Source organism: Paenibacillus sp. LC231, assembly GCF_001860525.1.
GTDB lineage: Bacteria > Bacillota > Bacilli > Paenibacillales > Paenibacillaceae > Paenibacillus_AQ.
Map to the genome: position 1 here is coordinate 88,824 of NZ_JFOM01000009.1, position 23,344 is coordinate 112,167.

The 23,344-nt window shown below is 44.8% G+C and carries 24 protein-coding genes and 5 pseudogenes; 24 read left to right on the plus strand and 5 right to left on the minus strand.

Annotated elements, in window-relative coordinates:
• Positions 1–125 precede the first annotated feature (125 nt).
• The gene (locus AK95_RS05540; RefSeq protein WP_162487530.1) at positions 126–641 is read right to left on the minus strand and encodes a hypothetical protein; all 516 of its coding nucleotides are present in this window, start codon (positions 639–641) and stop codon (positions 126–128) included.
• 517 nt (positions 642–1,158) lie between these two features.
• Between AK95_RS05540 and codB the strand changes: the two genes are divergently transcribed.
• The 7 genes and pseudogenes from codB to AK95_RS05575 all read left to right on the plus strand — a co-directional run bounded on the left by codB (position 1,159) and on the right by AK95_RS05575 (position 6,193).
• A complete protein-coding gene (codB, locus tag AK95_RS05545; RefSeq protein ID WP_071218984.1) occupies positions 1,159–2,436 on the plus strand; it encodes a cytosine permease in 1,278 nt (425 codons plus the stop codon).
• On the plus strand, positions 2,405–3,673 hold the full coding sequence (locus tag AK95_RS05550) for a cytosine deaminase (RefSeq protein WP_071218985.1): 1,269 nt from the start codon (positions 2,405–2,407) through the stop codon (positions 3,671–3,673). Before codB ends, AK95_RS05550 begins: the two co-directional genes overlap by 32 nt.
• A gap of 205 nt (positions 3,674–3,878) precedes the next feature.
• Positions 3,879–4,125, plus strand: a pseudogene (locus AK95_RS05555) (effector binding domain-containing protein); the annotation flags it as partial.
• 12 nt (positions 4,126–4,137) lie between these two features.
• Positions 4,138–4,626 carry a phage tail protein gene (locus AK95_RS05560; protein ID WP_071218986.1) on the plus strand — a complete coding sequence of 163 codons (489 nt, stop codon included), beginning with the start codon at positions 4,138–4,140 and terminating at the stop codon, positions 4,624–4,626.
• Entirely contained in the window at positions 4,619–5,041 is a 423-nt protein-coding gene (locus AK95_RS05565) for a DoxX family protein (RefSeq protein ID WP_071218987.1), read from the plus strand. Before AK95_RS05560 ends, AK95_RS05565 begins: the two co-directional genes overlap by 8 nt.
• Before the next feature lie 139 nt (positions 5,042–5,180).
• Positions 5,181–5,492, plus strand: a complete 312-nt coding sequence (locus AK95_RS05570; protein WP_071218988.1) for a hypothetical protein — start codon at positions 5,181–5,183, stop codon at positions 5,490–5,492.
• 446 nt (positions 5,493–5,938) lie between these two features.
• Positions 5,939–6,193 carry a hypothetical protein gene (locus AK95_RS05575; RefSeq protein WP_071218989.1) on the plus strand — a complete coding sequence of 85 codons (255 nt, stop codon included), beginning with the start codon at positions 5,939–5,941 and terminating at the stop codon, positions 6,191–6,193.
• 396 nt (positions 6,194–6,589) lie between these two features.
• On the opposite strand, the gene AK95_RS05580 is transcribed toward AK95_RS05575, so the two are convergent.
• Both AK95_RS05580 and AK95_RS05585 read right to left on the minus strand, forming a co-directional pair.
• Positions 6,590–7,423 (minus strand): ABC transporter permease, encoded by an 834-nt coding sequence (locus AK95_RS05580; RefSeq protein WP_071218990.1) that lies wholly within the window; start codon positions 7,421–7,423, stop codon positions 6,590–6,592.
• Between the two features lie 2 nt (positions 7,424–7,425).
• Positions 7,426–8,382, minus strand: a complete 957-nt coding sequence (locus AK95_RS05585) for an ABC transporter ATP-binding protein (RefSeq protein ID WP_201259357.1) — start codon at positions 8,380–8,382, stop codon at positions 7,426–7,428.
• Positions 8,383–8,688: 306 nt separating this feature from the next.
• Between AK95_RS05585 and AK95_RS33800 the strand changes: the two are divergent.
• The 9 genes and pseudogenes from AK95_RS33800 to AK95_RS05625 form a co-directional block, all read left to right on the plus strand.
• Positions 8,689–9,167, plus strand: a pseudogene (locus tag AK95_RS33800) (methyltransferase domain-containing protein); the annotation flags it as partial.
• A 121-nt stretch (positions 9,168–9,288) separates the two neighbouring features.
• Positions 9,289–9,774 carry a DinB family protein gene (locus AK95_RS05595; protein WP_071218993.1) on the plus strand — a complete coding sequence of 162 codons (486 nt, stop codon included), beginning with the start codon at positions 9,289–9,291 and terminating at the stop codon, positions 9,772–9,774.
• Between the two features lie 176 nt (positions 9,775–9,950).
• Positions 9,951–10,175, plus strand: a complete 225-nt coding sequence (locus tag AK95_RS05600) for a hypothetical protein (protein ID WP_071218994.1) — start codon at positions 9,951–9,953, stop codon at positions 10,173–10,175.
• 108 nt (positions 10,176–10,283) lie between these two features.
• Positions 10,284–10,376, plus strand: a pseudogene (locus AK95_RS34040) (acetyltransferase); the annotation flags it as partial.
• Positions 10,377–10,665: 289 nt separating this feature from the next.
• On the plus strand, positions 10,666–11,721 hold the full coding sequence (locus tag AK95_RS05605; protein WP_071218995.1) for a LacI family DNA-binding transcriptional regulator: 1,056 nt from the start codon (positions 10,666–10,668) through the stop codon (positions 11,719–11,721).
• A gap of 22 nt (positions 11,722–11,743) precedes the next feature.
• Complete coding sequence (locus tag AK95_RS05610) at positions 11,744–13,441, plus strand: NPCBM/NEW2 domain-containing protein (RefSeq protein WP_071218996.1); 1,698 nt, start codon at positions 11,744–11,746, stop codon at positions 13,439–13,441.
• A gap of 328 nt (positions 13,442–13,769) precedes the next feature.
• On the plus strand, positions 13,770–14,117 hold the full coding sequence (locus AK95_RS05615; RefSeq protein WP_071218997.1) for a DUF1048 domain-containing protein: 348 nt from the start codon (positions 13,770–13,772) through the stop codon (positions 14,115–14,117).
• Positions 14,118–14,127: 10 nt separating this feature from the next.
• Entirely contained in the window at positions 14,128–14,478 is a 351-nt protein-coding gene (locus tag AK95_RS05620; protein WP_071218998.1) for a DUF1048 domain-containing protein, read from the plus strand.
• A gap of 166 nt (positions 14,479–14,644) precedes the next feature.
• Positions 14,645–15,793 (plus strand): enolase C-terminal domain-like protein, encoded by a 1,149-nt coding sequence (locus AK95_RS05625; protein WP_071218999.1) that lies wholly within the window; start codon positions 14,645–14,647, stop codon positions 15,791–15,793.
• A gap of 158 nt (positions 15,794–15,951) precedes the next feature.
• On the opposite strand, the gene AK95_RS05630 is transcribed toward AK95_RS05625, so the two are convergent.
• Entirely contained in the window at positions 15,952–16,410 is a 459-nt protein-coding gene (locus AK95_RS05630; RefSeq protein ID WP_071219000.1) for a DinB family protein, read from the minus strand.
• A gap of 320 nt (positions 16,411–16,730) precedes the next feature.
• Here AK95_RS05630 and AK95_RS05635 point away from each other — a divergent pair, with 320 nt between their 5' ends.
• Positions 16,731–17,327: a DUF1349 domain-containing protein gene (locus AK95_RS05635; protein ID WP_071219001.1), complete on the plus strand. Its 597-nt coding sequence runs from the start codon at positions 16,731–16,733 to the stop codon at positions 17,325–17,327.
• A 48-nt stretch (positions 17,328–17,375) separates the two neighbouring features.
• On the opposite strand, the pseudogene AK95_RS05640 reads toward AK95_RS05635, so the two are convergent.
• Positions 17,376–17,939: pseudogene (locus AK95_RS05640) on the minus strand (NAD(P)H oxidoreductase); the annotation flags it as partial.
• Between the two features lie 250 nt (positions 17,940–18,189).
• On the opposite strand from AK95_RS05640, the pseudogene AK95_RS05645 reads away from it, so the two are divergent.
• From AK95_RS05645 to AK95_RS05675, 7 genes and pseudogenes are all read left to right on the plus strand, one after another.
• A pseudogene (locus tag AK95_RS05645) lies at positions 18,190–18,327 on the plus strand (winged helix-turn-helix transcriptional regulator); the annotation flags it as partial.
• An 84-nt stretch (positions 18,328–18,411) separates the two neighbouring features.
• A complete protein-coding gene (locus AK95_RS05650) occupies positions 18,412–18,744 on the plus strand; it encodes a winged helix-turn-helix transcriptional regulator (protein ID WP_071219003.1) in 333 nt (110 codons plus the stop codon).
• 316 nt (positions 18,745–19,060) lie between these two features.
• Positions 19,061–19,789: an NAD(P)-dependent oxidoreductase gene (locus AK95_RS05655; RefSeq protein WP_071219004.1), complete on the plus strand. Its 729-nt coding sequence runs from the start codon at positions 19,061–19,063 to the stop codon at positions 19,787–19,789.
• 14 nt (positions 19,790–19,803) lie between these two features.
• The gene (locus tag AK95_RS05660) at positions 19,804–20,262 is read left to right on the plus strand and encodes a DUF2269 family protein (RefSeq protein ID WP_071219005.1); all 459 of its coding nucleotides are present in this window, start codon (positions 19,804–19,806) and stop codon (positions 20,260–20,262) included.
• An 87-nt stretch (positions 20,263–20,349) separates the two neighbouring features.
• Entirely contained in the window at positions 20,350–21,183 is an 834-nt protein-coding gene (locus AK95_RS05665; protein ID WP_235613003.1) for a nucleotidyltransferase domain-containing protein, read from the plus strand.
• Between the two features lie 255 nt (positions 21,184–21,438).
• Complete coding sequence (locus tag AK95_RS05670; RefSeq protein WP_071219096.1) at positions 21,439–22,401, plus strand: ABC transporter permease; 963 nt, start codon at positions 21,439–21,441, stop codon at positions 22,399–22,401.
• A gap of 24 nt (positions 22,402–22,425) precedes the next feature.
• Positions 22,426–23,310, plus strand: coding sequence for a carbohydrate ABC transporter permease (locus AK95_RS05675; protein WP_071219006.1), 885 nt, complete (start codon positions 22,426–22,428; stop codon positions 23,308–23,310).
• The last annotated feature ends 34 nt before the right edge of the window (positions 23,311–23,344 follow it).

Genomic DNA, 23,344 nt, shown 5'->3' on the forward strand with positions numbered 1-23,344 from the left:
ATCTAACAATTGGGGTGCAGTTCACATCAGAGTTGATCTTATAATAAGATGCATATGATAGCTTAATGTGCAACCATCATGTCACAATGACTTTGTTTTCATTTTTTTATTTCAATCACGGTAGTTTAATCCCATAACTTCACAGAGCCGGATCCACTGAAGCTTTCATAGACATAAAATTCTGCCTTCTTGTTGTCCCCGTCGACATAGTTGCTGATTCCCCGATAGATCAGTGTGTCGCCAGGGTATAGAAAGTATTCATAGCCAGTCACAAGTTCGTCGGCATTGCTGCCCGGATCGTATTCCCGAAGCTGATACCAGGCCCCGCCGCCCGGACCGCTCACAACTTGAAACTTGAAATCGCCGCCGCCAGAGTGAACGTAATTATTCGGGTTTTGTGAGGAAACCGTTGAGAGACTCCCAAGGTAATCCCATTCGCCTGCTCCCATAGGGGTGGCGACATCCCCATTGGCACGAATTATCGTGACGTTAGGGGCAGAGTCAACAGTTTCTCCCACAGCTCTGGATTCCATTTCGGGTTCGTCGGCAAACATCGTGGAAAAGGGAACTGCGAATATAAGTATCAGGGTGGTCAACATAATACGCAACCAGCCGACACTTGTTTCTTTCCGATGCTTCACATCCATCGTCCTCCTTATTATTTCGATGTATGAAATCAGGGATAATGTAACACACCTAGAATGGAATAACAACCATAATTTGCTAAATTTGATTTAATTATATAAAAATGAAACTTTATGTCTATGACTTTGGTCACTAAGTCTGGTCTGATGACTCAGCATATTGTTGGGATGACTACATCAATGATCTAAACATCGTTCGAAAAAACGAACCGGACAGTCATAAACATCGATAGTTGGTTCACATTGGATAATTATAACATTGACAACTGTAGGTTTTTCCAAAATAATAGAATGTAATTGAATACTGGTACCTTTAATTCAGTCCAGAGAGGCTGGCAAGGGCAGCGGATTTTTTATAATCACGCGAGAATCAGTGCTTATTCCGACAGGGATGCTCTGCGTCTTCGTGCGGGTTATGATATGAGAAAGAGGCTACTTGTCAGTGAAGACTTGACGAGTGGCCTCTTTTTTCTGCTTCTTTGGTATCAGAACACTTTAACCTGGAGGTATTCTGATGAGCAAACAAGATCAAGAGTTTTCGTGGCAAGCGGTGCCGAACACGCACAGAAACCATTTTTGGAAGACGTTATCCGTCATGTTAGGGTTCACATTCTTTTCGGCAAGCATGCTGGCAGGGGGGACGCTCGGAGTCGGCTTAACGTTCATGGAGTTCATTGGAATCGTGCTCGCGGGCAATTTGGCACTCGGCATCTATACAGGAGCGCTGGCGCATATCGCTGCCAAAACAGGCCTTTCTACGCATTTGCTGGCAAAATATGCTTTCGGTGAGAAAGGCTCGTACCTGCCATCATTCCTGCTTGGCTTCACGCAGGTCGGATGGTTCGGCGTCGGTGTAGCCATGTTCGCGATACCGGTCGCCAAAGCGATGGGTTGGAACGTGTACCTGTTAATCTTCTTGTTTGGTCTTGCCATGACGGCATCAGCCATCTACGGCATGAAGTCGCTCGTCATTCTGAGTTATATTGCGGTTCCGGCCATTACCATTCTTGGCGGTTATTCCATGTTCGAAGGCGCAGGCTCGCTTGGCGGCCTTCAAGGCTTACTCGATTACACGCCGGAACAGAGCCTCACTGCGGCAGCGGCACTAACTATTTGTATCGGCTCATTCATTAGCGGCGGGACCTTGACGCCGGATTTTGCACGGTTCTCCCAGTCGTCCCGGCAGGCGGTGACCGCGACGGTCATTGCGTTCTTCCTTGGAAACTCGCTCATGTTCCTGTTCGGCGCAGTCGGCGCAATGGCGTATAACCTGGCAGATATCTCGGAGGTCATGTTCCTGCAAGGGCTGATCATTCCCGCAATCATCGTACTCGGGCTGAACATTTGGACGACCAACGATAATGCGCTTTATGCTTCAGGACTGGGCTTTGCCAACATTACTAAAATTTCAAAGAAATTATTCGTCATCGTAAACGGCATCGTGGGTACCGTATTGGCCATGTGGATGTACAACAATTTCGTTGGTTTCCTGAATGTGCTGGGTGCGGCGATCCCGTCCATCGGAGCCATCATCATCGCGGACTACTTCTTTGTAAAGCGCAGAAACTATAAACCGTTTGCCGACATGACTTTCAAGAAGGTAAACTGGATAGCGATGGCGGCTTGGGCTATCGGCGTTGCTTTTGCCCAGTTGGCTCCGGGAATAACGCCATTAAACGCACTGATCGGTACGGCGGTGGCCTACATCGTGTTAATGCTGATCGTTCCTGCCAAAGAATCCAATGAAATGGGGAAATCAAATGATTATACAGAACGCAAAATTGCGGGGTAAAGAAGGTTTGTGGAATATCGTCGTGAAAGACGGGAAGTTTGGTCTAATCACGCAGTCTCTGGAAACAACTGCGAATGAGGAAGTCATTGATGTGGGCGGCTCGCTGGTGCTGCCACCGTTCATTGAACCTCACATTCACCTGGACACAACATTAACGGCGGGCGAGCCGGAGTGGAATTTGAGCGGAACGTTGTTCGAAGGCATCCAGCGTTGGTCCGAACGCAAGGCGTTCCTGACACATGAAGACGTCAAAACGCGCTCTAAAACAGCACTGAAGTGGCAGATGGCGCAGGGCATCCAGCATGTACGCACGCATGTGGACGTTACCGATCCAAGCTTGACCGCAGTTAAAGCGATGCTGGAAGTGAAAGAAGAAATGGCACCGTACATTGACATCCAGCTTGTAGCATTTCCACAGGAAGGCATTCACTCCTACCCGAACGGTGCGGAATTGCTGGAAGAGTCGCTGAAAATGGGTGTCGACGTGGTTGGCGGCATTCCACACTTCGAATTCACGAGAGAGTATGGCGTCGATTCGATGAAGGTTGCGTTTGACCTCGCCGAAAAATACGACCGTCTCATCGACATCCATTGCGATGAAATCGACGACGAGCAATCCCGTTTCGTGGAAGTCGTCGCCAAAGAAGCATACGAACGCGGGCTGGGCTCCCGCACGACGGCAAGCCACACGACGGCGATGGGTTCATACAATGATGCATATACGTACAAATTGTTCAGATTGCTGAAGATGGCGGACCTCAATTTCGTCTCCAACCCTCTGGTCAACATCCACCTGCAGGGACGCTTCGACACGTATCCGAAAAGAAGAGGGCTGACTCGCGTCAAAGAGCTGCAGGAAGCCGGTCTTAATGTGTGCTTCGGTCACGATGACATCTTTGATCCATGGTATCCGCTAGGCACAGGCAACATGCTTCAAGTGCTGCACATGGGCATTCATGCTTCGCAGTTGCTCGGTTACGATCAGATCGTGAACTCGATTGATCTCATTACGAAAAACAGTGCAAGAACGCTGCATATCGAGGATGTGTACGGTATTGAAGAAGGCAAACCTGCCAACTTCATCGTTCTTGAAGCAGAGAACGAATATGAGGCCATTCGCAAACAAGCCGCAGTGCTTTATTCGTTCAGAGGCGGGCGTAAAATCGCCGAAACGAAGCCGCGGGACACGTCGATCATTCTAGAGGGCGGTTCGGAGAAGGTCACTTTCAATAAATAATCTATCAGGCATTAAAATCCGCGAATTTAGCGGATTTTTTTGTTTTAGAAACTATAGATCCATAATCATCTGGGGTAGGCTGCCGACAGCAATAAATCGGCGGCCTATTTATGATTTTTTCATCGCTCCCTAAACAGTATCACTTTTTGACATGATTTAAGACTATGATAAACCCATCAAGTAAAAAGAAAATTTAAAGAAGACGACAGAGAAACCGGTGCCCGAAGCAACCCGAGTTATTCAGTTTCCTAAAGGGGAATACCTCGTAGTAAAAGGGGAAGGGAAGACGGCTGATGAGTTGAGTAATATGCTTGCTGGTGTTGCCTTTGGTCAAGTTTTGCCGGAAGCCAAAGATTTCGCGTATCGTTGGCGGGCCAAACGCAACGGTGAGATGAGTCAGCGAAACCGGCCTAGTAGTTGGTGAAATGTGGATTCCCGTTGTCAGGAAATAAGGAGGGATAACAATGTCCAATATCATTGATTTTAAAAATGTATCTACCGTTGGTTTAGAATCTTCACCCGTAGCAGAAGCGCTTGCTGGTTTACGAGCGAATGAAGCCCGTTACTTTATGAACAAGTATAAGCATGAATTTACGGTTGTACCCGCCAGCGAGAGCCAGGAGACCCTTGAGTATGTGAATCGAATATTGAAAGAAGAACGACATCTTGAGTTTGCGACTAAACCTTTAGAAACGTCGCGTTTTCAAGTGGAAAACATCCAATTTGCCTATGTATTTTATGAGAATGGTCTTGGAATCAATGTCATGTATACGGTTGATGACCCTAAGAAGCGAGCCGTTGGTTTTAAGCTTTCGGAAGGGATGGAGGTACCGGAGGAATTAGAAGGGAAGTTTAAGTTTGCTAGGCAGAAGTCAAAATTAGCCGGAACCATTCGGGGCTCGTTCTTTGTAATTAAGAAAAATTATACTGATGAGGTGGGAACCCATGAATAAAATGACCAGTGTGGAAACAACTATGAAAGTAAATGCCCGTCCTGTCGGAAAAATGGTAACTTATTGGACAGTCACATCGCTGCTCGCAGCAGCTATTATGTTAAGTGGTATCGGACAACTGATGCAATTTGGAGGAAACCTCGAGTTGGTGACGAATCTGGGCTACCCATTATACGTCCTGACCATTCTCGGGATTTGGAAAGTGCTTGGAGCCATCGCTCTCGTCGTGCCAGGTTTACCTCGACTTAAAGAATGGGTTCACGCTGGTATCTTCTTTTTAATGACGGGTGCGGCATTATCCCATGCATTTGCTAACGATTATGGTGACTACGGATTTAATCTGATCCTCCCGCTCTCATACGCTGCACTAAACATCTTTTCGTGGGCGCTGCGGCCACCGAAGAGCCGCTTATAAGATTACAGAATACTGTTGGAAATCGACTGTGTCTCGACATCGATGAGAGCAGCTTGCCCTGGCAGCTGCTCTTCCTCTATATTTAAAAAAGGAAATTTCTACTGTAAATCGATTCTTTACATTAATAGGGGGCATATCGATGGTCGGGACGATTATCATTTGTTTTTTGGTATTACACATCATCATGGCTGCCATCATGGCGGTTTTCGCTAGGGATGAAAGCATGAGAAATAACATTGGATTCCAAGCTTACACCCCCGAGCCGAAATCGGCTGGAGATTACATTTTTAATGTGCTGTTCTTTCTCCTTGCAGGTGGAGCTTATTATATGGAGTCGATCAATGAACGGATTGCGCAAAAGTTTTGGCTGGTCCGGATCGGCATCCGAATTGCGGTTCTATCCATTGCCATAATCGTTGTTTTTATCCTTGCCATCATCTTTTCATTTTGATCTGAAAACACGGTAAGCCAATAGTCTTTTTTTACATCTAGTTTATTTACGGTATCCATAACGTGTGAAAAATTAGAATTATGTACGATAAACTCGTCCGTTCTGCCATCAACATGTGTACCAAAAGCAAGATGTTTTATAGAATCGTAATCATATACTTGGGATGCAGGTTGGCGACTACAGTAATATTCACCTCGAACGAAAAAATCAACAGCTTTTTTTTAACTCCGTTTCTTCCCACATATAAAAATCCTCCAATTCGCAATATGGCCCTTTTCATGTGCGAGATACTCAAGGGGACCATCCCGTTTATAATTGCTTATAGACATCATTATAGGGATGGCATCAGATTAATAAAATGTATAATACAATTGATAATTGTTTTATGCGTAACACCGACTTACAGGTAATAACCGCGAGCCGCTTGATCAATGGGAGGATTAAACATGTGGGAGAATATTGAAACGGGGTATTATATCACGCTAGAAAGCTGTTATCAGGAAGCGTGTGATGGGGAAAAGGTGATCGATGAAATTATTAATCATTATGAAGAAGAAAGTGAGGGAAAGAATGGATTGAACAAGAGCTGGATTATAATCGACACGTATTTCTTATCGATGAACTTGGATGAATATATGAGATTCAGAAGAAAGGCACAAGTTTATAGAAATCAAGGGTTCGACATTGATGAGACTTTTTAATGAATTCAATATTCGCTCAACTAACAGCGAACGATAGCTCAATCAAATAGAAGAAGAGGAAACAAGAGAATTAAAGGAGTGTCCAATATCTTTGATTAAGAGTAAAGAACATACATACATCCGTTGTCGCAGAACTCGCGGCTTTTTTTGTTTATACGATGGAAGTTCTTATCCCGAGTTTAGGAAAAGAACTTCCATCGTTAGCCGATTAGGTGATTGTCTAATGTGATTGACTTATCCTGATATAACCGTTTGAGTAGGTACGATTCGATCTACTATAGGTGCTTTTCGAGGAATCGTTTTTTTTCGGTAAAAATGAACAGCGACTATTAAACATAGAAGGAGGGAAAGAGCACTCTTCCATCGACTAATCGAGGGACAGGGCAGTACTTATCCCTACTTCTCAACACGCCAATCTACCTTTTTTAAGATCAATACGATTGAAATCAGCGAAAAGAGCAAGAGTACAAGCGTGTTCCAGGCGACAGACCCGGACCAGCCAGAAATCAGCACCTCCCGCATAGCCTCGGCGGCATAAGTGGTTGGGAAGAGATAAGAGAGCCACTGCAGGATCGCAGGCAACTGATCCATATCCACCATGACTGGCGTCAAAAACGAGATGAACATCATCAGCGCCTGGACCAGCATGTTCGTCAATTGGTGGCTAGGCGACCAGAAGCCGATCAACACACCCGCGCCAACCACGCTAAAGACGGTGAGCAGCAACACAGGGACAAGTCCCCAGCTGTAGTGGAATTGAATGCCGTAAGCCAGCTGACCAATCATCGCCAAGATGATAAAAGAGGGGGCGCTCATGATCAAGCCGCGCAGCAGATTGGCAAAGATGAAGTTTACCTTCGCAATCGGCAGGGACGAATAGTACGTGAAGTGCCCTTGGTGCTTCTGATAAGATATCTCCTGCGCCATGGAATTGAGTCCCATGACGATTAAACCGAAGAGCATATTCCCCGTAATTATACGGGTCATGACAGCCGGCGTTGGGTCGACTGTAAAGAATTTGAGAAACAGCAGCGTCGTTAATGGAAACATGCATGCCATGATGAAAATCCAAACCCATGCCTCGCGGATGATCGTGAATTGAATGCGGGCAAGGATCAGCCATTCTGTTATTCTGCGTTGGATTACGCTCTGCTGCTCGTGCTCTTGAAGAAAGACCGCTTCTTGCAGTTGCAGGTCTTTGCTTTGCATAGATGGTTGAGTATTTTCCATGTTTAGATCACCTCCGCTTTGTCAGGCTTATCCTGTTCGTCATCGATATGAAAATAGACATCTTCAAGATTCGGCGGGACTAAGGAATATTCTTCAATCGGTAAATGCTGCTTTGTTATGAAGTCAATTGCGTAGCTGGCGTCCTGCTTCTCGATCAATGCCCGGATTCGGTTTTCTCCCGTTTTGGTCCACTGTCCCAGCGCGATTAAGCTTCGGCATACATGATCGCTTTCACCAAAGGAGGTCGTAATTTCCAGCTTCATCCGCTGATCGACCCTTTGTTTTAATACGCTGACATGATCGATGGCGAGCAGCTTGCCGTGATTTACGACAGCTACTCTGTCCACGACCTGTTCGGCCTCCAGCACGTTGTGTGTCACCAAGATTACGGTTACTCCTTGCCGATTCCGTTCTTGAATCAGATCCCATACGAGTCTTCTCTTTTTCGGGTCCAGCTCATTGGTCGGTTCATCCAGGATCATGACGGGGGAAAAGCCGATCAAGCAAGTTCCTATCCCGATTAAACGCTTCTGTCCACCGGAAACGTTCTTCAGCAGCTTATGACGGAGGTCCTGCATTCCAAAGCGTTCCAACAATTCCTCTGTTTGCTTTACGGCGGACTCTTTCGTCAACCCCCGCAATCTTCCCGTAAAATATAAAGCTTCCCAGGTTTTTAAACTGGTCAGGGCGTGAGGCTCTTGCGAGTAGTAGGCTACCTCCTGGGCAACTCGCTTGGTTTGGGTCTTCACGCTGGTTCCTTTATAGCGTACTGTACCTGAGGTGGGAGCAAGGTGTCCTACCATCTGCTTGATTAGCGTGGATTTGCCTGCTCCATTCGGACCGAGCAAACCGAGAATTTCACCTTCTTGTACATCGAAGCTTATGTCACGATTAGCAACAACCTTTCCTTTTTTGTACGTTTTATTCACATGCTCTAATTGATAAATCAGCTTCATCATTCTTACCCCTTTCTGTTCCTACTATGGTTTTGCTGGTGTGTGCCTGAACACAGAGAAAGTATGTATTCCTTGACTGGTAATTACTTTTGTTGGATGATGCCTAAGTATACTAAACGGTAAATTAACAGGCGTTAGTCTAAAGATATCGCAAAATCTTGCTAAGGAGTGACGGGCGGCAGAATGGTTTTCGTCTCCGTCTCAGGACGGAGACAGCATGCTGAGCTCTTGTATCCAGCCAGGGCTTCGATCGGCGGAAAATCAGATCTGATAACAAAAAGTGAAGGCAAATAATCACACAAATGACATTTGCGTTTTGCAAATAATAATGATGAAATCCGCCAGAATGTACGAAGCCGGTATAAGCAAGTGGCCGTTCAAGAAGCAAATGCTGAATCGTGTTGCCATCCCAATATATAAGCAACTGGCTGCTGCACTACATCTTCTGACGTTAATACAATTTCAAGCAAATTAGGTTACTCAAATGAAGAATTAGACTCGGTACCTGATGGTGCAAATCTGGGGTTAAGTGCGGCAATCCGCAAGCTATCGCGTCGTTAATTCCTGGTGAAGTGGTACTGGACTTAGGCAGCGATGGTGGGTTTGACTGCTTTTTAGCATCCCGACAGGTGGGGGAGACAGGGTCAGTGATCGGTGTGGTCATGACACCTGAAATGGTTAGCCGGGCTCGTAACAATGCAACGAAGGGGAATTTCGTGAACACAGATTTTCGTTTAGGGGAAATTGAGCATCTTCCAGTTGCTGACCATACGGTGGATTCAATTATCCTAGGAGATATGTTTGTTATCCATATGTGCGGGATCAGGGATCTTCACAGATTGGAGGATAACAGGATTATATGGCGAATCATGTTAGAAGCAACAAAGTTGTATTACAGGAGGCTGTGACATGTTGAAATTGTTCGAGTATAACTGGCAAGTTCGCAAAGATTGGTTTGACTGGTGCGATACGGTGAGTGAGGAAGAACTGTTGAAAAGACGCACCGGGGGCATAGGAAGCATTCTCTACACACTCTATCACATCGTGACAGTTGAATATGCCTGGTTGTGCGGGGATTTGCAAGGGAAAGAGCTGGAAATCCCTTCGTTCGAGGATTGTGCCAGCGTGCAGGGATTAAGAGATTATTCGGCACGAAGCCATGCGGAAATTGCACCCTTCATCTACGCTTGGAATGATAGCTTGGAAGACCGTATCATGTATGATACAAACCAAAACGGAGAGCAGGAAAGCTTTACATTCGGTGAAGTGATGCGGCACGTGATCGCCCACGAAATTCACCATATCGGTCAATTGTCAATATGGTCTCGAGAAATCGGAAAGACGCCGGTTACAGCAAACTTGATTCGTAGAGGGTTATTCGATAAGTCGCGGTAGAATGTAGAAACATGTCGCTGGACAAGAATAAAGTACCATGCAAAGTCGCTAAATTAGCGGCTTTTTTTTATAGTAACGATGTTTGTGCGCCGGAGATGGAAGAGCAGATATGTATAGAATTACTTTTACAGGGAAATTTAATACAATCCGTATGCGAAGGAGCTGAAGTATAGAGTATGATCCATCCCAAAGACGACTATGGGGAATTAGGCAATAAAATCGAAGTTGATTCGGATGTGAACGAGGATCGTAATCGAGAAGAGCAGTTGGATGACTCCTTTGAGGCCTGGTATGGGGATATCAACGATCAGGTGAAGCAAAAGCTGGATCTCACGAGCGTTCCGCAAGATAGTGTTTTTGATTCTGCCGTTCGCATGGATGAGGATTCATCCCAGGATTAAGAGCTTAACAATGATAAACAAGGGGCCGCCGCGGTTCCTTCTTCAAATAGACATCTTCCGAGTATGATATGAACTGCAGTTCTTCATCAAAATGAAAGGTTCATCCGTGTCATTATCGCATCAGGAGCCGTGCTGACTAAGGATGTACCGGACAACATGATGGTTGTTGGTGGTAATTCAGTGAAAGTGATTAAAGATTGAAGGATAAAAGATAGTAGTAAAGTCGAGGGACAAGTACATTGTCCCATTGAAAGTCGCTAAATTAGCGGCTTTTTTTGCATTGAGGGTATAAGTTCTTGTTCAGAGGCTAACTGGCAGAAGTAGAGGGCTTACTCAAGTGATCAAGTGGGCAATCGCAATTTTTATTTGCAGCAAAAAAGTGAAAAATTGCGCAAAAAAAACATTGAATAATTTGCCAACGCAGTATAAGATTGCAACAAAGGGGAGGTAAGCGCTTTCCAAAACTATAACAGACAGGTGTTATGCCGATATGAAAATAACTTTAAAAGACATTGCTGATCATGCAAATGTATCTATTTCTTCGGTTTCGAGGGCTTTAAACAACGCAAACTCGCCAGCACTTGTAAACGACCAAACCCGCCTGCGAATTATTCAAGTTGCCAAGGACCTGGGTTACCATAAGTTTAACAATTCACTGCAAAAAAACGAAAAATTTTCAGAGAATAAAAAGGTTCCAATGAGGGTGGGACTTGTTTTATATGATGTAAAAGCTAAATACCAGGATCCATATTTTTCAGAAATTATATACGGAATCGAAAAAGAATTGCTTGATCAAGAATGTATATTGGACTTTACATTTGAGGTGCAGGATATTTTTAATTTCAATTTATTCGGGAATATGAACGAGAGTGACTTAGGAGTTATTTGTATTGGACCGCTTAAGCATGATTTTATAAATGAGCTGAATAAGCGGGTTCCATTTGTTATATCGGTGGGCGGTATACCTAAGTTGGAAATGGATTATGTTACGGTGGATTTTCGTCATGCGGCAATGCAAGCAGTTCAATATTTGGTAGATCTCGGTCATCGAAATATTGCTTATATTGGCGGAAGCTCTCAAGTTGGAATGCCGATTGACCAAGAGGAACGTTACTATGGTTATAAAGAAGCGATGGAGTTGAACCATCTTAAAATTGTTCCGGAGTGGGTTCAAGACGGCTGCTTTGATCTGACCAAGAGCTATGAAGCCATGAAAAAAATTTTAAACACGCAGAGTCCGCCTTCGGCCGTATTTACAGCTAGCGACAAAATGGCATTCGGGGCGTATAAGGCAATTGGTGAATATGGGCTATCGATTCCAAATGATATATCTGTTGTTTCTTTTGATAATGTCGAAATGTCAGAATTCATTAACCCTCCGTTAACAACGGTACAGGTACACAAGGAGGAAATGGGGAGAATCGCAGTCAAATTACTGCTTCAGCGCATGGAAGGGGGGATACCATTGCCATTGATCAGCTATTTGCCGACAAAACTTATTGTCCGCAGTAGCTGTACCGAGAAAAGCGAAATGAAAAATATATGAAGGTTTTGAGGAGGGTATAATAATGAAAAAAGTAATTGCTTGTCTCGGTTTAGCCGCTTGTATGCTTATCCCCCTGATTGCTCCAGCGCACGCACAATCAACCCAAGGGGACACAAATGCAAATGTAAAAAAACCAAAAGCAACCTTTCAAGTGATCAGTGACCTGCATATTAGGGATACATCGTTCTCGCATAACAAACTATTGAAAGCGCTTCAAGACCTTCATGCCACTGATCCGCTGGCAGATGCTATGGTCATCAACGGAGATATAACGAATAACGGTTTTCCCGAAGAATATGCAAAGGCTCGCGAACTTCTTGATCAATCTGCTAAACCGAAGAATTTGTATATGACCATTGGGAATCATGAGTTTTTTAATGGAGAAGGAAATGAAGTGAACACCAGTCGGTTCGCAGACTTTATCGAAGAGGAGCATGTGTACTACGAGAAAATCGTAAAAGGATATCCTTTTATATTCCTTGGCTCTGAAAGCTGGGGGCCAGTCGATTCGCCCGCCAAAGACCATGCCTATCTGAGCGACGAGCAGTTGAATTGGCTGGAAGATACGTTGGAGAAGCGTAGTAAGAGCGAGAAGCCTATGTTTGTTTTTCTTCATCAACCTCTTTCCGCCGTACATGAAACAGCAGAAAAGCGTCTAACCGATCTCTTCTCGAAGTATCCGCAAGTTATTTTATTCACTGGCCATACTCACCGGGATATGCGACTTCCAAATATTAACCTAACACAGAATAAATTTACGAGTATCAATACAGCTTCTGTCTATTATACAACCTTCGCACCGACAGTAAACTGGGACGAAAGCCAAGGATTGTATGTGCAAATTTACGATGACAGGGTCGTAGTCCAGGGACGCGACTTTTACCGTAAACAATGGATTCCTGAAGTGCATTACACGATTGATGTCCAATCGGCAACAACATTTTCTTATCGTAATGACTATGTTATTCCGGGTGAAACTGCTCTATTAACTTCAACCTTTACAAATTATGGACAAAACACAATCGAGGCCATCCATTTGGACTTAACGGCCCCCGATGGTTGGAACGTAGAGGCAGTAAATGATCCTCTGGTCACGAATCTTTCGCCTGGAAGTTCGATTGAAACGGATTGGCGTGTGACGCCCCCAGATACTGCTGAGCCTGGATTCGCAAATTTAAAGGCAACCGTTTCATTTGAATATGGGGAAAACAATAAGCAAACAGAATGGAGTGCCGACCCCATAGTCTGGATACCAGAACGGCTCCCAGCTGCCGATTCATATGTAAGTGATGTGGAATGGATTCATTCCGCTAATCATTGGGGTCCCGTAGAACGGGATCAAAGCAACGGTGAAAAAGCAAAAGACGACGGAAAAACCATAACGATTGGCGGCGAAAAATATACGAAAGGCTTAGGTGTGCATGCGAATGCTGAGATTGCTTATTATATAGGCGGCAACTTCTCAACGTTTACCGCAGATATCGGAATCGATGATGAAGTGGGAAATAGAGGCTCGGTCGTCTTTCAAATTTGGGCAGACGGCGAGAAAGTATATGACAGCGGGCTTATTACCGGATCTGATTCCGTCAAAAAAGTTCATGCGGATATCTCCGGTGCAAACGTACTGAAACTGGTCGTTACTGATGGCGGAGACGGCACTGGCTACGACCATGCGGATTGGGCAAATGCCCATATTGCTAGATCCAATGTAAACCGTTAGGAAGGCTAATATCTTACAGCCACAGAAGCTTAGCGGTAAACATATTTGAATTTGAACAACGGATAACAGGGTTTGACTATTATTGCCGGGGGACAAAACATGCTCCCGCTGAAAGTCGCTATTTTAGCGGCTTTTTTCCTTTAAGGGTGCAAGTTCTTGTCCCCAAGGACTACGGCAGAATAGTTGAAAATGTACAATCGACATCAGAACAAACGCTATTGACAATCCACCTACTGCGTGTTACTTTATAGCTGTAATATGTATTACTTTATACCAGTGATACAGAATAGCAACGGGAAAAAATTAACGAGTTAAAGGAGAAAAAATAATGAATTTTTGGGAGAAAATCACCGGCAGCGATATGACTAAGGAAATGAATGCTTTTGAATTGAGAGCCAAAAAGTTACCGCCTGATTATCAAACGGCATGGGAAAAAATTAATGCGCATCTTTGGCCGCACTCAGATTTCACCGGTCGCAACCTCATGCCCATTCTTGACGGTGTGCTTGGCCTGCTCGAAGAAACGGCGGCAGACGGACAGAGTATCGAAGAGGTTTTGGGTGACGATATCAAAGGTTTCTGTTCAGCGCTGGCCGGCATCGATGAGGCAAATTCTTTTCGCGACAAGTGGCGCAAGCAACTCAACAACAATATCGCTAAAAAATTAGGCAAATAGGAGGATGAAAATGAGAATCCAAGATATCATTGAAGGCAAAAAAGAGTGGCGAGCGCACGTGGCGCGTGTCAAAGCGCTCCCGAAAGATTATCAGATTGTTTATAAAGAGATTCAAAAATATCTCTTTAAGGTCGGTCCTGTTGAACTAACGGACGGGACGGGTTTGCTTTCGGGGATAATTGATCTTTTTGAAGAGGGTGCGGCCTTAAGGAAAGGCGTGCTCGAAGTGACGGGCAGTGACGTAGCGGCTTTCTGCGACGATCTAATCAAAGATTCAAAAACTTACGCTGACATCTATCAAGAATCTCTGGATCAAGAGGGTAACAAAGCCATAAAGAAGGATACGGATAAAACAAAGTAAAAGTGGGATATTGGGCTGGAAACAGCAATTGAAGTGAAAGGTCATTTACAGATTTCCAATGGAAGAAGAATGTTCTTATCTTCTAACAGTATAATTCTATAATATGGTGTTCTGCTTACGAATCACATCGGGACATGAAACCGTCGAGTCGGTGAAGGAGGATTCTATGAATATTACGGGTATACAATCTGATTGGAAAGTGGAAAAGATCGAATTCGCCAAGTTAACGGGAGAACGAGCCAGAAGCGCGGGGGCCAATGGCAGGATCGGCATTCATGGCAAAAGCTGCACCGTGGATATCGCCAGAATAACAATCGATGGACAAACAGGGTACGGTAGCTCGATTCACATGACGCCGGAATGGGCACAAGACATCATAGGCCGCCGATTGCTCGACTTATTCGATGACCGGGGCAGACTGCTCGAAGCGTATCGTTTGCAATTGGAATACCCAGTGCTCGATTGGTTAGGCAAAAGACAAGACAAACCCGTGTATGACTTGGTGTCCGGTGTCCACATGGAAAGAGGAGTCCCATTGGTTGTTCCCTGCTATGATACCTCACTGTACTTCGACGATTTGCATTTGCCCGATGAGAGGTCCGCAGTCGCGTTGATGCAGGAAGAAGCGATGCAAGGTTATGCGAAGGGCCAACGTCATTTTAAGATTAAGGTTGGCCGTGGCGGACGCCATATGCCACTCTGGGAAGGGACGAAACGAGATATCGCGATCGTTCGGGGGATCTCTGAGGTAGCAGGTCCCACAGGTAAGATCATGATCGATGCGAATAATGCATATAATTTGAACTTAACCAAAGAGGTCTTGGCGGCTTTAGCGGATGTAAATTTGTATTGGCTGGAAGAAGCGTTCCATGAGGATGATGCCTTGTACGAGGACCTGAAGGAATGGCTCCGGCAACGCGGGCAGAATGTGCTTATCGTGGATGGGGAAGGGCTTGCCTCGCCGCATCTAATTGAGTGGGCGACACGCGGCCTTGTCGATGTGCTGCAGTACGATATCATCAGGCCCGGTTTCACGCATTGGATGGAATTAGGCGAGAAGCTGGATGCCCATGGTTTGCGGACTGCGCCTCATTGTTACGGAAATGCCTATGGTATTTACGCGTCTGGACATTTGTCAGCCGCGGTGCGGAACTTCGAATTTGTGGAATATGACGACATTACAATCGAAGGAATGGATGTTTCAGACTATCGAATCGAAAACGGAGAGATTCTTATTCCGGCCACGCCGGGTTTCGGAATCGTCTTCGACGAAGAACTTGTAACTAACCTTATAAAGCGATCCGGCTGGTCCTGATGTCGAGGTACAACTACATGGCCTTTGTTGAAAGTCGCTATATTAGCGGCTTTTTCATTATATCGGTACAATTTCTTGTCTCGAGCGGGGGACAAGACATTGTACCGATTACCGAAATGGACAAGAACTTCGTACGATTAGCTATCGAGTCATTACATTCAGAAGAGAGGACCTGCGAATCCGTTTAAACGTGCAATGACGCCGATTTGACCGACATGGTACGACTCATGATCGAAAACATGATGGATGATCCATCGTAGCGTCGGCGGCGAAGGCGGTTCCCAACCGTCTGAAAAACGAGGGAGCTCTACAACTGGCTCGTGTTCATCGTATTCCATAAAGTCGAGTTTCTGGTCTGTGTGGTCTCGAATGTCGATGTATGCCTGCAAAATTTGCTGAGGACGATCCAAGACTCGTTGAAGTCGTCGCTCTCCCTTAAGTACGATCACGTTAATCCATTCGTCTTCGCTGCGCGCGATGTGCTCAACGATCCAAGCGATCGAATTCGGATGATCCGGATGCCTTGCATGCCACTGTTCCTCAGTCAATTGATTTAAATAAGGGATCAGTATCTTTCTTGCATCGTTTCGATAAGGAAAAAAGGTAGTGAGTTTCATGAAATCCTCCAAGAAAAATAGTGTTGTTACAGGTATTTACTACCATGTGTCATTGTAACTTATTTTTAAAGATGGGAACAACTGACGCTTGAGTTTGGGATATTAATGATATATTAAGAAGGGGAAATATGGATTTATGTAGAATATTGTCATATTAAAATTAGCTTCGTACAATAAACAGGTTTCATTAAACAACGCGCCTCAGATAAAGCGATCTCGACCACGAAAGATGGTGATGTGGTTGAAAGTCTCATGGGACATGCTGAACTTGAACATCCCATCGTAAGAAATGAAAGTTAATTCAATAGAGGAGATGAGTTATGATTAAGAATTTATTTCAGCCAGAAACAAGAAAGAATTTAACGTGGTTAAATGAACCTGAACATTGGGAGTTTACAGCAGATGACAGGCTAATCATTGATGCTCCAACGAAAGCTGACTTTTTCAAAGACCCTGGAGGTAAACATGTAGCTCATTCAGCACCTTTTCTGCACATCCAGGTGAATTCAACATTTCAGCTTATAACGCAGCTTCAGGTAAACATGAACGAATTGTATGATTCCGGGTGTCTGATGTTGATGGCAGATGAGAACAATTGGGCTAAGCTTTGTTTAGAGTTCAACGGTGAGTATGCTACGATCGTGTCTGTTGTTACGCAGAACGGTTTGTCGGATGATTGTAATTCTGAGCGTGTATTAGTAAGCAATCCTTATTTAAAAATAACGAAGAATGATCAACTTATTTCTTTTTACTACTCATCAGATGGTGAAGTTTGGAAATTGATTCGATACTTTGGAATGAACACCTCAGAACAGTTTACAGCGGGTGTGGTAGCTCAATCACCGAAGGGAGCAGGTTGCCGAGTCGAATTTCTGTCTTTGGTTTTATCCGAATCTGATGAAAGAAGTAGGTTTTAAAGTAAACGCATACTAAAGCAATCAGTCAGTTCAGACTTAATCTCAAGCTTACTGTTCCTTCGCATAATTCAACCCTAAGTGATGAGCTTGGTTAAGCAGCATCTCATAATGCTTGGGATTGGAATCTAAGGTCTCGTATAAAAATTCAACCTTGGAATTGGATACACCGCAATAATCTGCAATTCCCACATTGAGCAAATGAATCATCATTTCATCATAGTTACGCTTTTTCATCTGTTCTTTCGAAACGCCAGCCAAACCAATCCACAAGACATGCTGATGATGGAGCTGGTTTGAACCGTACGCAAACCCATTGTTCCATACACGGTCTATATAACCTTTTAGCATGGCAGGCAAATGCCACCACCATATTGGAAAAATAAATGCCAAGGCATCGTGCTTCTTCATTCGCCTTATTTCCAGTTCTACTTCAGGGGAAAAGGACTGTTCCTCTGCTGACCAATCAGGTTCATCTACTCCTTTTAAAACAGGGTCAAAACCAATCTCGTGTAAATCCAAGATCTCATAGTCGTGGCCCGACGCGGTAAGACCTTTTACGAAACGATCGGCAACCTTAAAGGTCAGGGAATCTTTTCTTGGGTGGGAAACAACATACTTGTATCTTCACTACCTTTCTCATTTCTCAACAGCTATCTTATAGCCACGATCAATGGCTGATGCTATTATAAACAGTAATAAAATTATCAGGAAGTACGCACTTTCAAGTTCTATAGGATGATACAGGTGCCCTAGAAACATCGAAGTGCCCTAGACAGTTCCCCTAGAAACTTACCTGAGTAACGGACTGAAATGAATCTTATGTTCCTAGAAAAACCACAGGCTTTTAACGGGGGAATGAGAGATGACTGAGAAGAGGAAAAATAACGTTCAAAAGAAGTATAAAGTTGGAGTGGAGGCGGCCTTAGAAGTAATGGGGGGGAAATGGAAGCCTTTAATCATCTATCATTTGATGACAGGACGGAAACGGACGTCTGAGATTGACTTGATTGTAGAGCTATCATAAAATTTTGTTATGTCAATTATAGGTAATGCACTTACTTAAAAGTAAGGGGATGATTCAATTATGATTCATCAGCGCGAATGTCCAATTGAGACACTCATTCATGTTTTAGGCGGTAAATGGAAGCCCATGATTTTATGGCATTTGATTGAATCCAAGAAGAGGTTCAACGATCTGGAAAAGCTTATACCTGATGCTTCACAAAAAATGCTTTCACAACATCTCCGAGATTTGGAACGAGAAGGCATAGTCGATAGAACGGTTCACCCGGTTATCCCTCCAAAAGTGGAATATTCTCTTAGTGAATACGGCAGAACATTGATTCCTGTAGCAGAAATTATGTGTTCTTGGGGAGAAAATCATAATAAGCGGAAATATGAAGAGCCAGCGTCATAAAGCTGGTTCAATGAACTTGTACACGAATTCAATCAACTCAAAACAAAAAGCTGCCACGGGATTCCGGGCAGCTTTTTGTTTACCTACAGTGCACAATCCTGATATGAATGGATAACAAAACTCCTATTAGAGTAGAATTGTCGCCAATCTGTCTAAAATTCCCCCTTCCTCCCAACCTCCGCCATTATGTATCCCTTTCTGCATGCTTACTTTTAAGTAAGTACCCTACTTTAAAGTGGGTTCTTAACATCATTTTGAAGTGATGCTAAGCTTGAGTTAACCAAAATTTGGGACCCTAAAAGAGGAGGAAAGAACAATGAACATTATTGTTTTTGGAGCGACGGGGAATACAGGGAAAAGAGTGCTGGCACAAGGGATAAAAATGGGGCATGAAATGACCGCATTTGTGCGAAATTCTGAGAAGCTTTATGATCAACTAGGTGAGCATTCCGCAAAGCATGTGAAGGTGATCGTAGACGATATGATGAACCCGGTAAGTGTCAGTGAAGCGCTCGTGAATCAAGACGCCGCTATTATTGCAGCCGGCCATGCGGGCCAGGGAGAAGAGTTTGTTCGTATCGTCGATAACATTATAAGCCAATGTGAAATCCAGCCTAGTTTCTCTGGGCGAGTATGGGTCATGGGAGGAGCCGGTCTGCTGGATATTCCATATACCGATCTTATCGGCAACAATTTACCCGGGTTCCCACCTGAGTATAAAAATCACAACCGGAATTTCGAGAGGCTGCAACGGACTGGGCTCGATTGGTCCATAATGTGTCCGGGAACCATGATGGATTCGATCGAGCAACCAGAGCCGGTTCATCTGCATGTAACAACGGATACCTTGCCCGTTCCGATGCCGGAGACGATGAAGGAATATTCCGAGGCAGAAATAGCTGGTCACTTGTTCAGCCGATTTCAAGAGCTGAATGTTGCTTATGACGATGTCGTCATGTGTATGCTTAACCATCTTGAGCTCGGAGGAGCGTTTATGAGGAAAAGGGTCGGTCTAGCCTATCAAAGCAAGATATCGGTGCGCTGAGGAGAAGGGGGAGCATGAGTTTGTTTGGATTACTGCTCGTTTTGCATATATTGGCTTCGATCGCCATTATTGGCCCCGCTTTCGTGCTGCCCATCATTCGTAGATCGGCAAGAACCGTCGGCCAGCTGCACTTTACTCTTGGTGTAGCGACCAAGCTTGCCATCATGCCTAAAATTGGCGGAGCCGTACTTATTTTAACCGGGATTTGGCTTATGATCATAACTAAGATGGGGTTATCCCAAATGTGGCTGAATGTATCCATCCTTTTATCGCTGCTCATGGTCGTCATGATTGACGGATGGATCGAGCCTCGTATGAAAAAGATCATTAAGATCCTATCTGAAAGTCAAGAGCAGGGTAATGATATACCCGCCGAGTTCGGACTGCTGATCAAAAAGATCGTACCCGTCGAGACGGCAGCACAGCTGTTGATGATCGCCATATTGGTGCTTATGGTCGTTAAGCCATTTTAAAGAAGCCGATGGAGCGTCCTACTCGCTTTTCAGTCACATGATTTTGGTGCTAAAATTTTAGGAAAATGCTGGGTAAAAGGAAAGTTGGTGATTGAAATAGGGATTTTAAAAGCGGGTTATGGCCTAGACCATAATGGCTTTATTGTAAGCGATGTGAGTAAAGACAAAATTGCGGATGTCTATGCGACTTGCATTCATGAATCGATCGAGAGCCTTAAACATTTATTTCATCAACATTTGCATAGTGTTTATGTGTACGGTAGCGTAGCCAGAGGAGAAGCGATTGCAATTAAATCAGATTTAGACCTTATCGCGATGTTCAATACCAAATTAAGATCTGATAAGTTAGCTGAATTAAAGAAATTTGATGGAGAACTATCTAATAATTATCGCTTTATAGTTCGGGATGTTGGTATAGCTGTAGCCTATTATGACTATACGCTTGACCCCTCAAATTATTACGAAAATGCATTTCTTAAGGAATTCTGTGTTTGTGTATATGGAGAGGATCTAGGTGAACGATTTGGTCCTTATCAACTTACATCAGAGATAGCCATCCGTTTTAATGGTGATATTAATGAGGTTCTTAATCGGACGTTAACAAGGTTAACAACAGCTTCTGGAGAAGATTTTAAAAAAATTACACAAAGCTTCGCTCGTAAACTCATTCGAACATACTATTCAATGGTGATGGAGCGTTCTCAGATTTGGACGACACGACTTCACGAACAGTCTGAAGTCTTTCTTCATCACTTTCCAGAAAAAGAATCAATCATTCGCACTCTGCTAAATTGGATAGATGAACCGCCTACAGACCATAAGGCTGTGTATGAGTTGTTTAAGATTGAGGGGGAATGGGCTGGTGCTAACTTTACAAATGAAGCTAACATTCCTTATAAAGCTAACGGGGGCTTTAGTTGAATAAGACAATACTACACAATAAAACTTCCAGTACTTGGAGGTTTTATTTTTTTTGTTTCAGTGAGAAGTGCTTGTTTATACAGAGGCTACGCGTCTTTTCCACTCGTTTGCCGACTTTGCACTTTCTTTAAAAATGCCGAAAAACGAGGCTTTTTTACTCTTCAAAAATGTCTCATTGCGGGAAAAGAAAGCGCTGCCGCATAATAAGGCCACACCGCTCGCGAGGTGATGAACGACATATGGAGGTGGTGAATGATGAAGCAAGCTACGGCTCAAAGGGATTTCCCGCAAACGTCCAAGCAGGCGGAGCACCGCACGAGCTTCGCGGCGAGGCTTCGCAGGGACAAATGGCTCTACCTGCTGCTGCTCCCAGGCTTGCTTTATTTTTTGGTTTTTAAATACGTGCCGATGTGGGGGGTCATGCTGGCATTCCAAAACTATCAGCCGTTTACCGGCTTTTTGAAAAGCGAATGGGTAGGCTTCGAGCATTTTCGCCTGTTTTTTAACAATCCAGAGTTTTTAATGCTGCTGCGTAATACGCTGTTGCTATCGTTCTATAATCTCATCTTCTTTTTTCCCGCTCCGATTATACTGGCACTCTTGTTAAACGAAGTAAGGCTTTCGTTCTTCAAGCGCACGATTCAAACGATGATTTACGTTCCGCATTTTATATCGATGGTCATCGTGGCAAGCCTGACGTACGTGTTCCTAACCACGGAAGGCGGCACCGTCAACGAACTGCTATTCCAATATACGGGGAACAAAATCCAATTTCTGTCCGATCCGTCTTGGTTCCGCCCCGTGATTATTTTGCAGACAATCTGGAAGGAATGCGGCTGGGGAACGATTATATTCCTGGCGGCGCTGGCGGCCGTCGATGTGGAGCAGTACGAAGCGGCGACGATTGACGGGGCAAACCGTTGGAGGCAAATCTGGCATATCACACTGCCGGCGATCCGCAGCACGATCGTAATTCTTTTGATTTTGCGGATGGGCAGCGTGCTGGACAACGGCTTCGAACAGATTTATCTGATGTTGAATCCGCTTAACCGCTCGGTAGGCGAAGTGTTCGACACATACGTATACGCGATGGGCATTACACAAGGCGCTTTTAGCTACAGTACGGCTGTCGGGCTGTTTAAATCGATTGTTGGCGTAACGCTGGTGCTCGGCACGAACTGGCTGGCGAAAAAGTTCGGCCAATCCGGGCTTTACTGATAAGCAAGAAAGGGGAATCAATCCATGGCCAAGCAATACAAATCCGCGGCCGGTGTCACGTTCGATGCTGCCAACTACATCGTGCTATCGTTGTTCGGGCTGGCTGCCGTGCTCCCTTTCGTCTACGTGATTGCGGGCTCTTTTGCCTCGGACGCGGAGCTTACGTCGAGAGCGGTATTTTTCATACCCAAAACATTTACATTAAACGCTTATAAGTTTATTTTTTCGACAGATACGATCATGAGAAGCATCGGCGTCTCCGTCTACATAACGGTCATCGGCACGCTCGTCAACCTGTTTTTCACGGTCACGATGGCCTATTCCTTAGCCAAGAGAGGGTTGTACGGCCGGAATCTGGTGCTGAATCTCGTTATCTTCTCCATGCTGTTTGGCGGTGGCATGATTCCGACTTATCTGGTCGTGAAGGAGCTGAACCTGCTTGATTCGCTCTGGGCTCTCATGCTGCCAGGGGCGATCAGCGCGTTTAATCTGATCATCGTCAAAAACTTTTTTCAGGAAATTCCGAAGGAGATCGAGGAGGCCGGCCGCATCGACGGCTGCTCCGAGCTTGGCCTCTTAGGGCGGATCGTGCTGCCGCTTTCAATGCCCGTCCTCGCTACGTTTACGTTGTTTTACGCCGTCGGGCATTGGAACGATTTCTTTGCGGCACTGCTGTATATTAACGATCCGGAAAAATGGCCGCTGCAGGTCATGCTGCGCCAGATCGTTCTGCTGTCGCAAGCGGCTGCAGGCGATTTGAACTCGATGGACCCTAATTTCGTGCAGCCGCCGGATCAATCGATCAAAATGGCCGTCATCGTTGTCGGCACGGTTCCGATCTTGTGTGTGTATCCGTTCCTGCAAAAGCATTTTGCCAAAGGCGTCCTGCTTGGCTCGGTCAAAGGCTAAAGTTTGTTTTTCCAAATGTGTGATTCCGCTTAGG

What these genes read in the sequence shown, in the direction of transcription:
- AK95_RS05605 (WP_071218995.1), top strand. Translation starts at nt 10,666, where the DNA reads ATGAAAATAACTTTAAAAGACATTGCTGATCATGCAAATGTATCTATT.
- AK95_RS05675 (WP_071219006.1), top strand. Translation starts at nt 22,426, where the DNA reads ATGGCCAAGCAATACAAATCCGCGGCCGGTGTCACGTTCGATGCTGCC.
- AK95_RS05655 (WP_071219004.1), top strand. Translation starts at nt 19,061, where the DNA reads ATGAACATTATTGTTTTTGGAGCGACGGGGAATACAGGGAAAAGAGTG.
- AK95_RS05585 (WP_201259357.1), bottom strand. Translation starts at nt 8,382, where the DNA reads ATGATGAAGCTGATTTATCAATTAGAGCATGTGAATAAAACGTACAAA.
- AK95_RS05620 (WP_071218998.1), top strand. Translation starts at nt 14,128, where the DNA reads ATGAGAATCCAAGATATCATTGAAGGCAAAAAAGAGTGGCGAGCGCAC.
- AK95_RS05570 (WP_071218988.1), top strand. Translation starts at nt 5,181, where the DNA reads ATGGTCGGGACGATTATCATTTGTTTTTTGGTATTACACATCATCATG.
- AK95_RS05580 (WP_071218990.1), bottom strand. Translation starts at nt 7,423, where the DNA reads ATGGAAAATACTCAACCATCTATGCAAAGCAAAGACCTGCAACTGCAA.
- AK95_RS05635 (WP_071219001.1), top strand. Translation starts at nt 16,731, where the DNA reads ATGATTAAGAATTTATTTCAGCCAGAAACAAGAAAGAATTTAACGTGG.
- AK95_RS05630 (WP_071219000.1), bottom strand. Translation starts at nt 16,410, where the DNA reads ATGAAACTCACTACCTTTTTTCCTTATCGAAACGATGCAAGAAAGATA.
- AK95_RS05615 (WP_071218997.1), top strand. Translation starts at nt 13,770, where the DNA reads ATGAATTTTTGGGAGAAAATCACCGGCAGCGATATGACTAAGGAAATG.
- AK95_RS05670 (WP_071219096.1), top strand. Translation starts at nt 21,439, where the DNA reads ATGAAGCAAGCTACGGCTCAAAGGGATTTCCCGCAAACGTCCAAGCAG.
- AK95_RS05595 (WP_071218993.1), top strand. Translation starts at nt 9,289, where the DNA reads ATGTTGAAATTGTTCGAGTATAACTGGCAAGTTCGCAAAGATTGGTTT.
- codB (WP_071218984.1), top strand. Translation starts at nt 1,159, where the DNA reads ATGAGCAAACAAGATCAAGAGTTTTCGTGGCAAGCGGTGCCGAACACG.
- AK95_RS05565 (WP_071218987.1), top strand. Translation starts at nt 4,619, where the DNA reads ATGAATAAAATGACCAGTGTGGAAACAACTATGAAAGTAAATGCCCGT.
- AK95_RS05600 (WP_071218994.1), top strand. Translation starts at nt 9,951, where the DNA reads ATGATCCATCCCAAAGACGACTATGGGGAATTAGGCAATAAAATCGAA.
- AK95_RS05625 (WP_071218999.1), top strand. Translation starts at nt 14,645, where the DNA reads ATGAATATTACGGGTATACAATCTGATTGGAAAGTGGAAAAGATCGAA.
- AK95_RS05660 (WP_071219005.1), top strand. Translation starts at nt 19,804, where the DNA reads ATGAGTTTGTTTGGATTACTGCTCGTTTTGCATATATTGGCTTCGATC.
- AK95_RS05650 (WP_071219003.1), top strand. Translation starts at nt 18,412, where the DNA reads ATGATTCATCAGCGCGAATGTCCAATTGAGACACTCATTCATGTTTTA.
- AK95_RS05550 (WP_071218985.1), top strand. Translation starts at nt 2,405, where the DNA reads ATGATTATACAGAACGCAAAATTGCGGGGTAAAGAAGGTTTGTGGAAT.
- AK95_RS05610 (WP_071218996.1), top strand. Translation starts at nt 11,744, where the DNA reads ATGAAAAAAGTAATTGCTTGTCTCGGTTTAGCCGCTTGTATGCTTATC.
- AK95_RS05575 (WP_071218989.1), top strand. Translation starts at nt 5,939, where the DNA reads ATGTGGGAGAATATTGAAACGGGGTATTATATCACGCTAGAAAGCTGT.
- AK95_RS05560 (WP_071218986.1), top strand. Translation starts at nt 4,138, where the DNA reads ATGTCCAATATCATTGATTTTAAAAATGTATCTACCGTTGGTTTAGAA.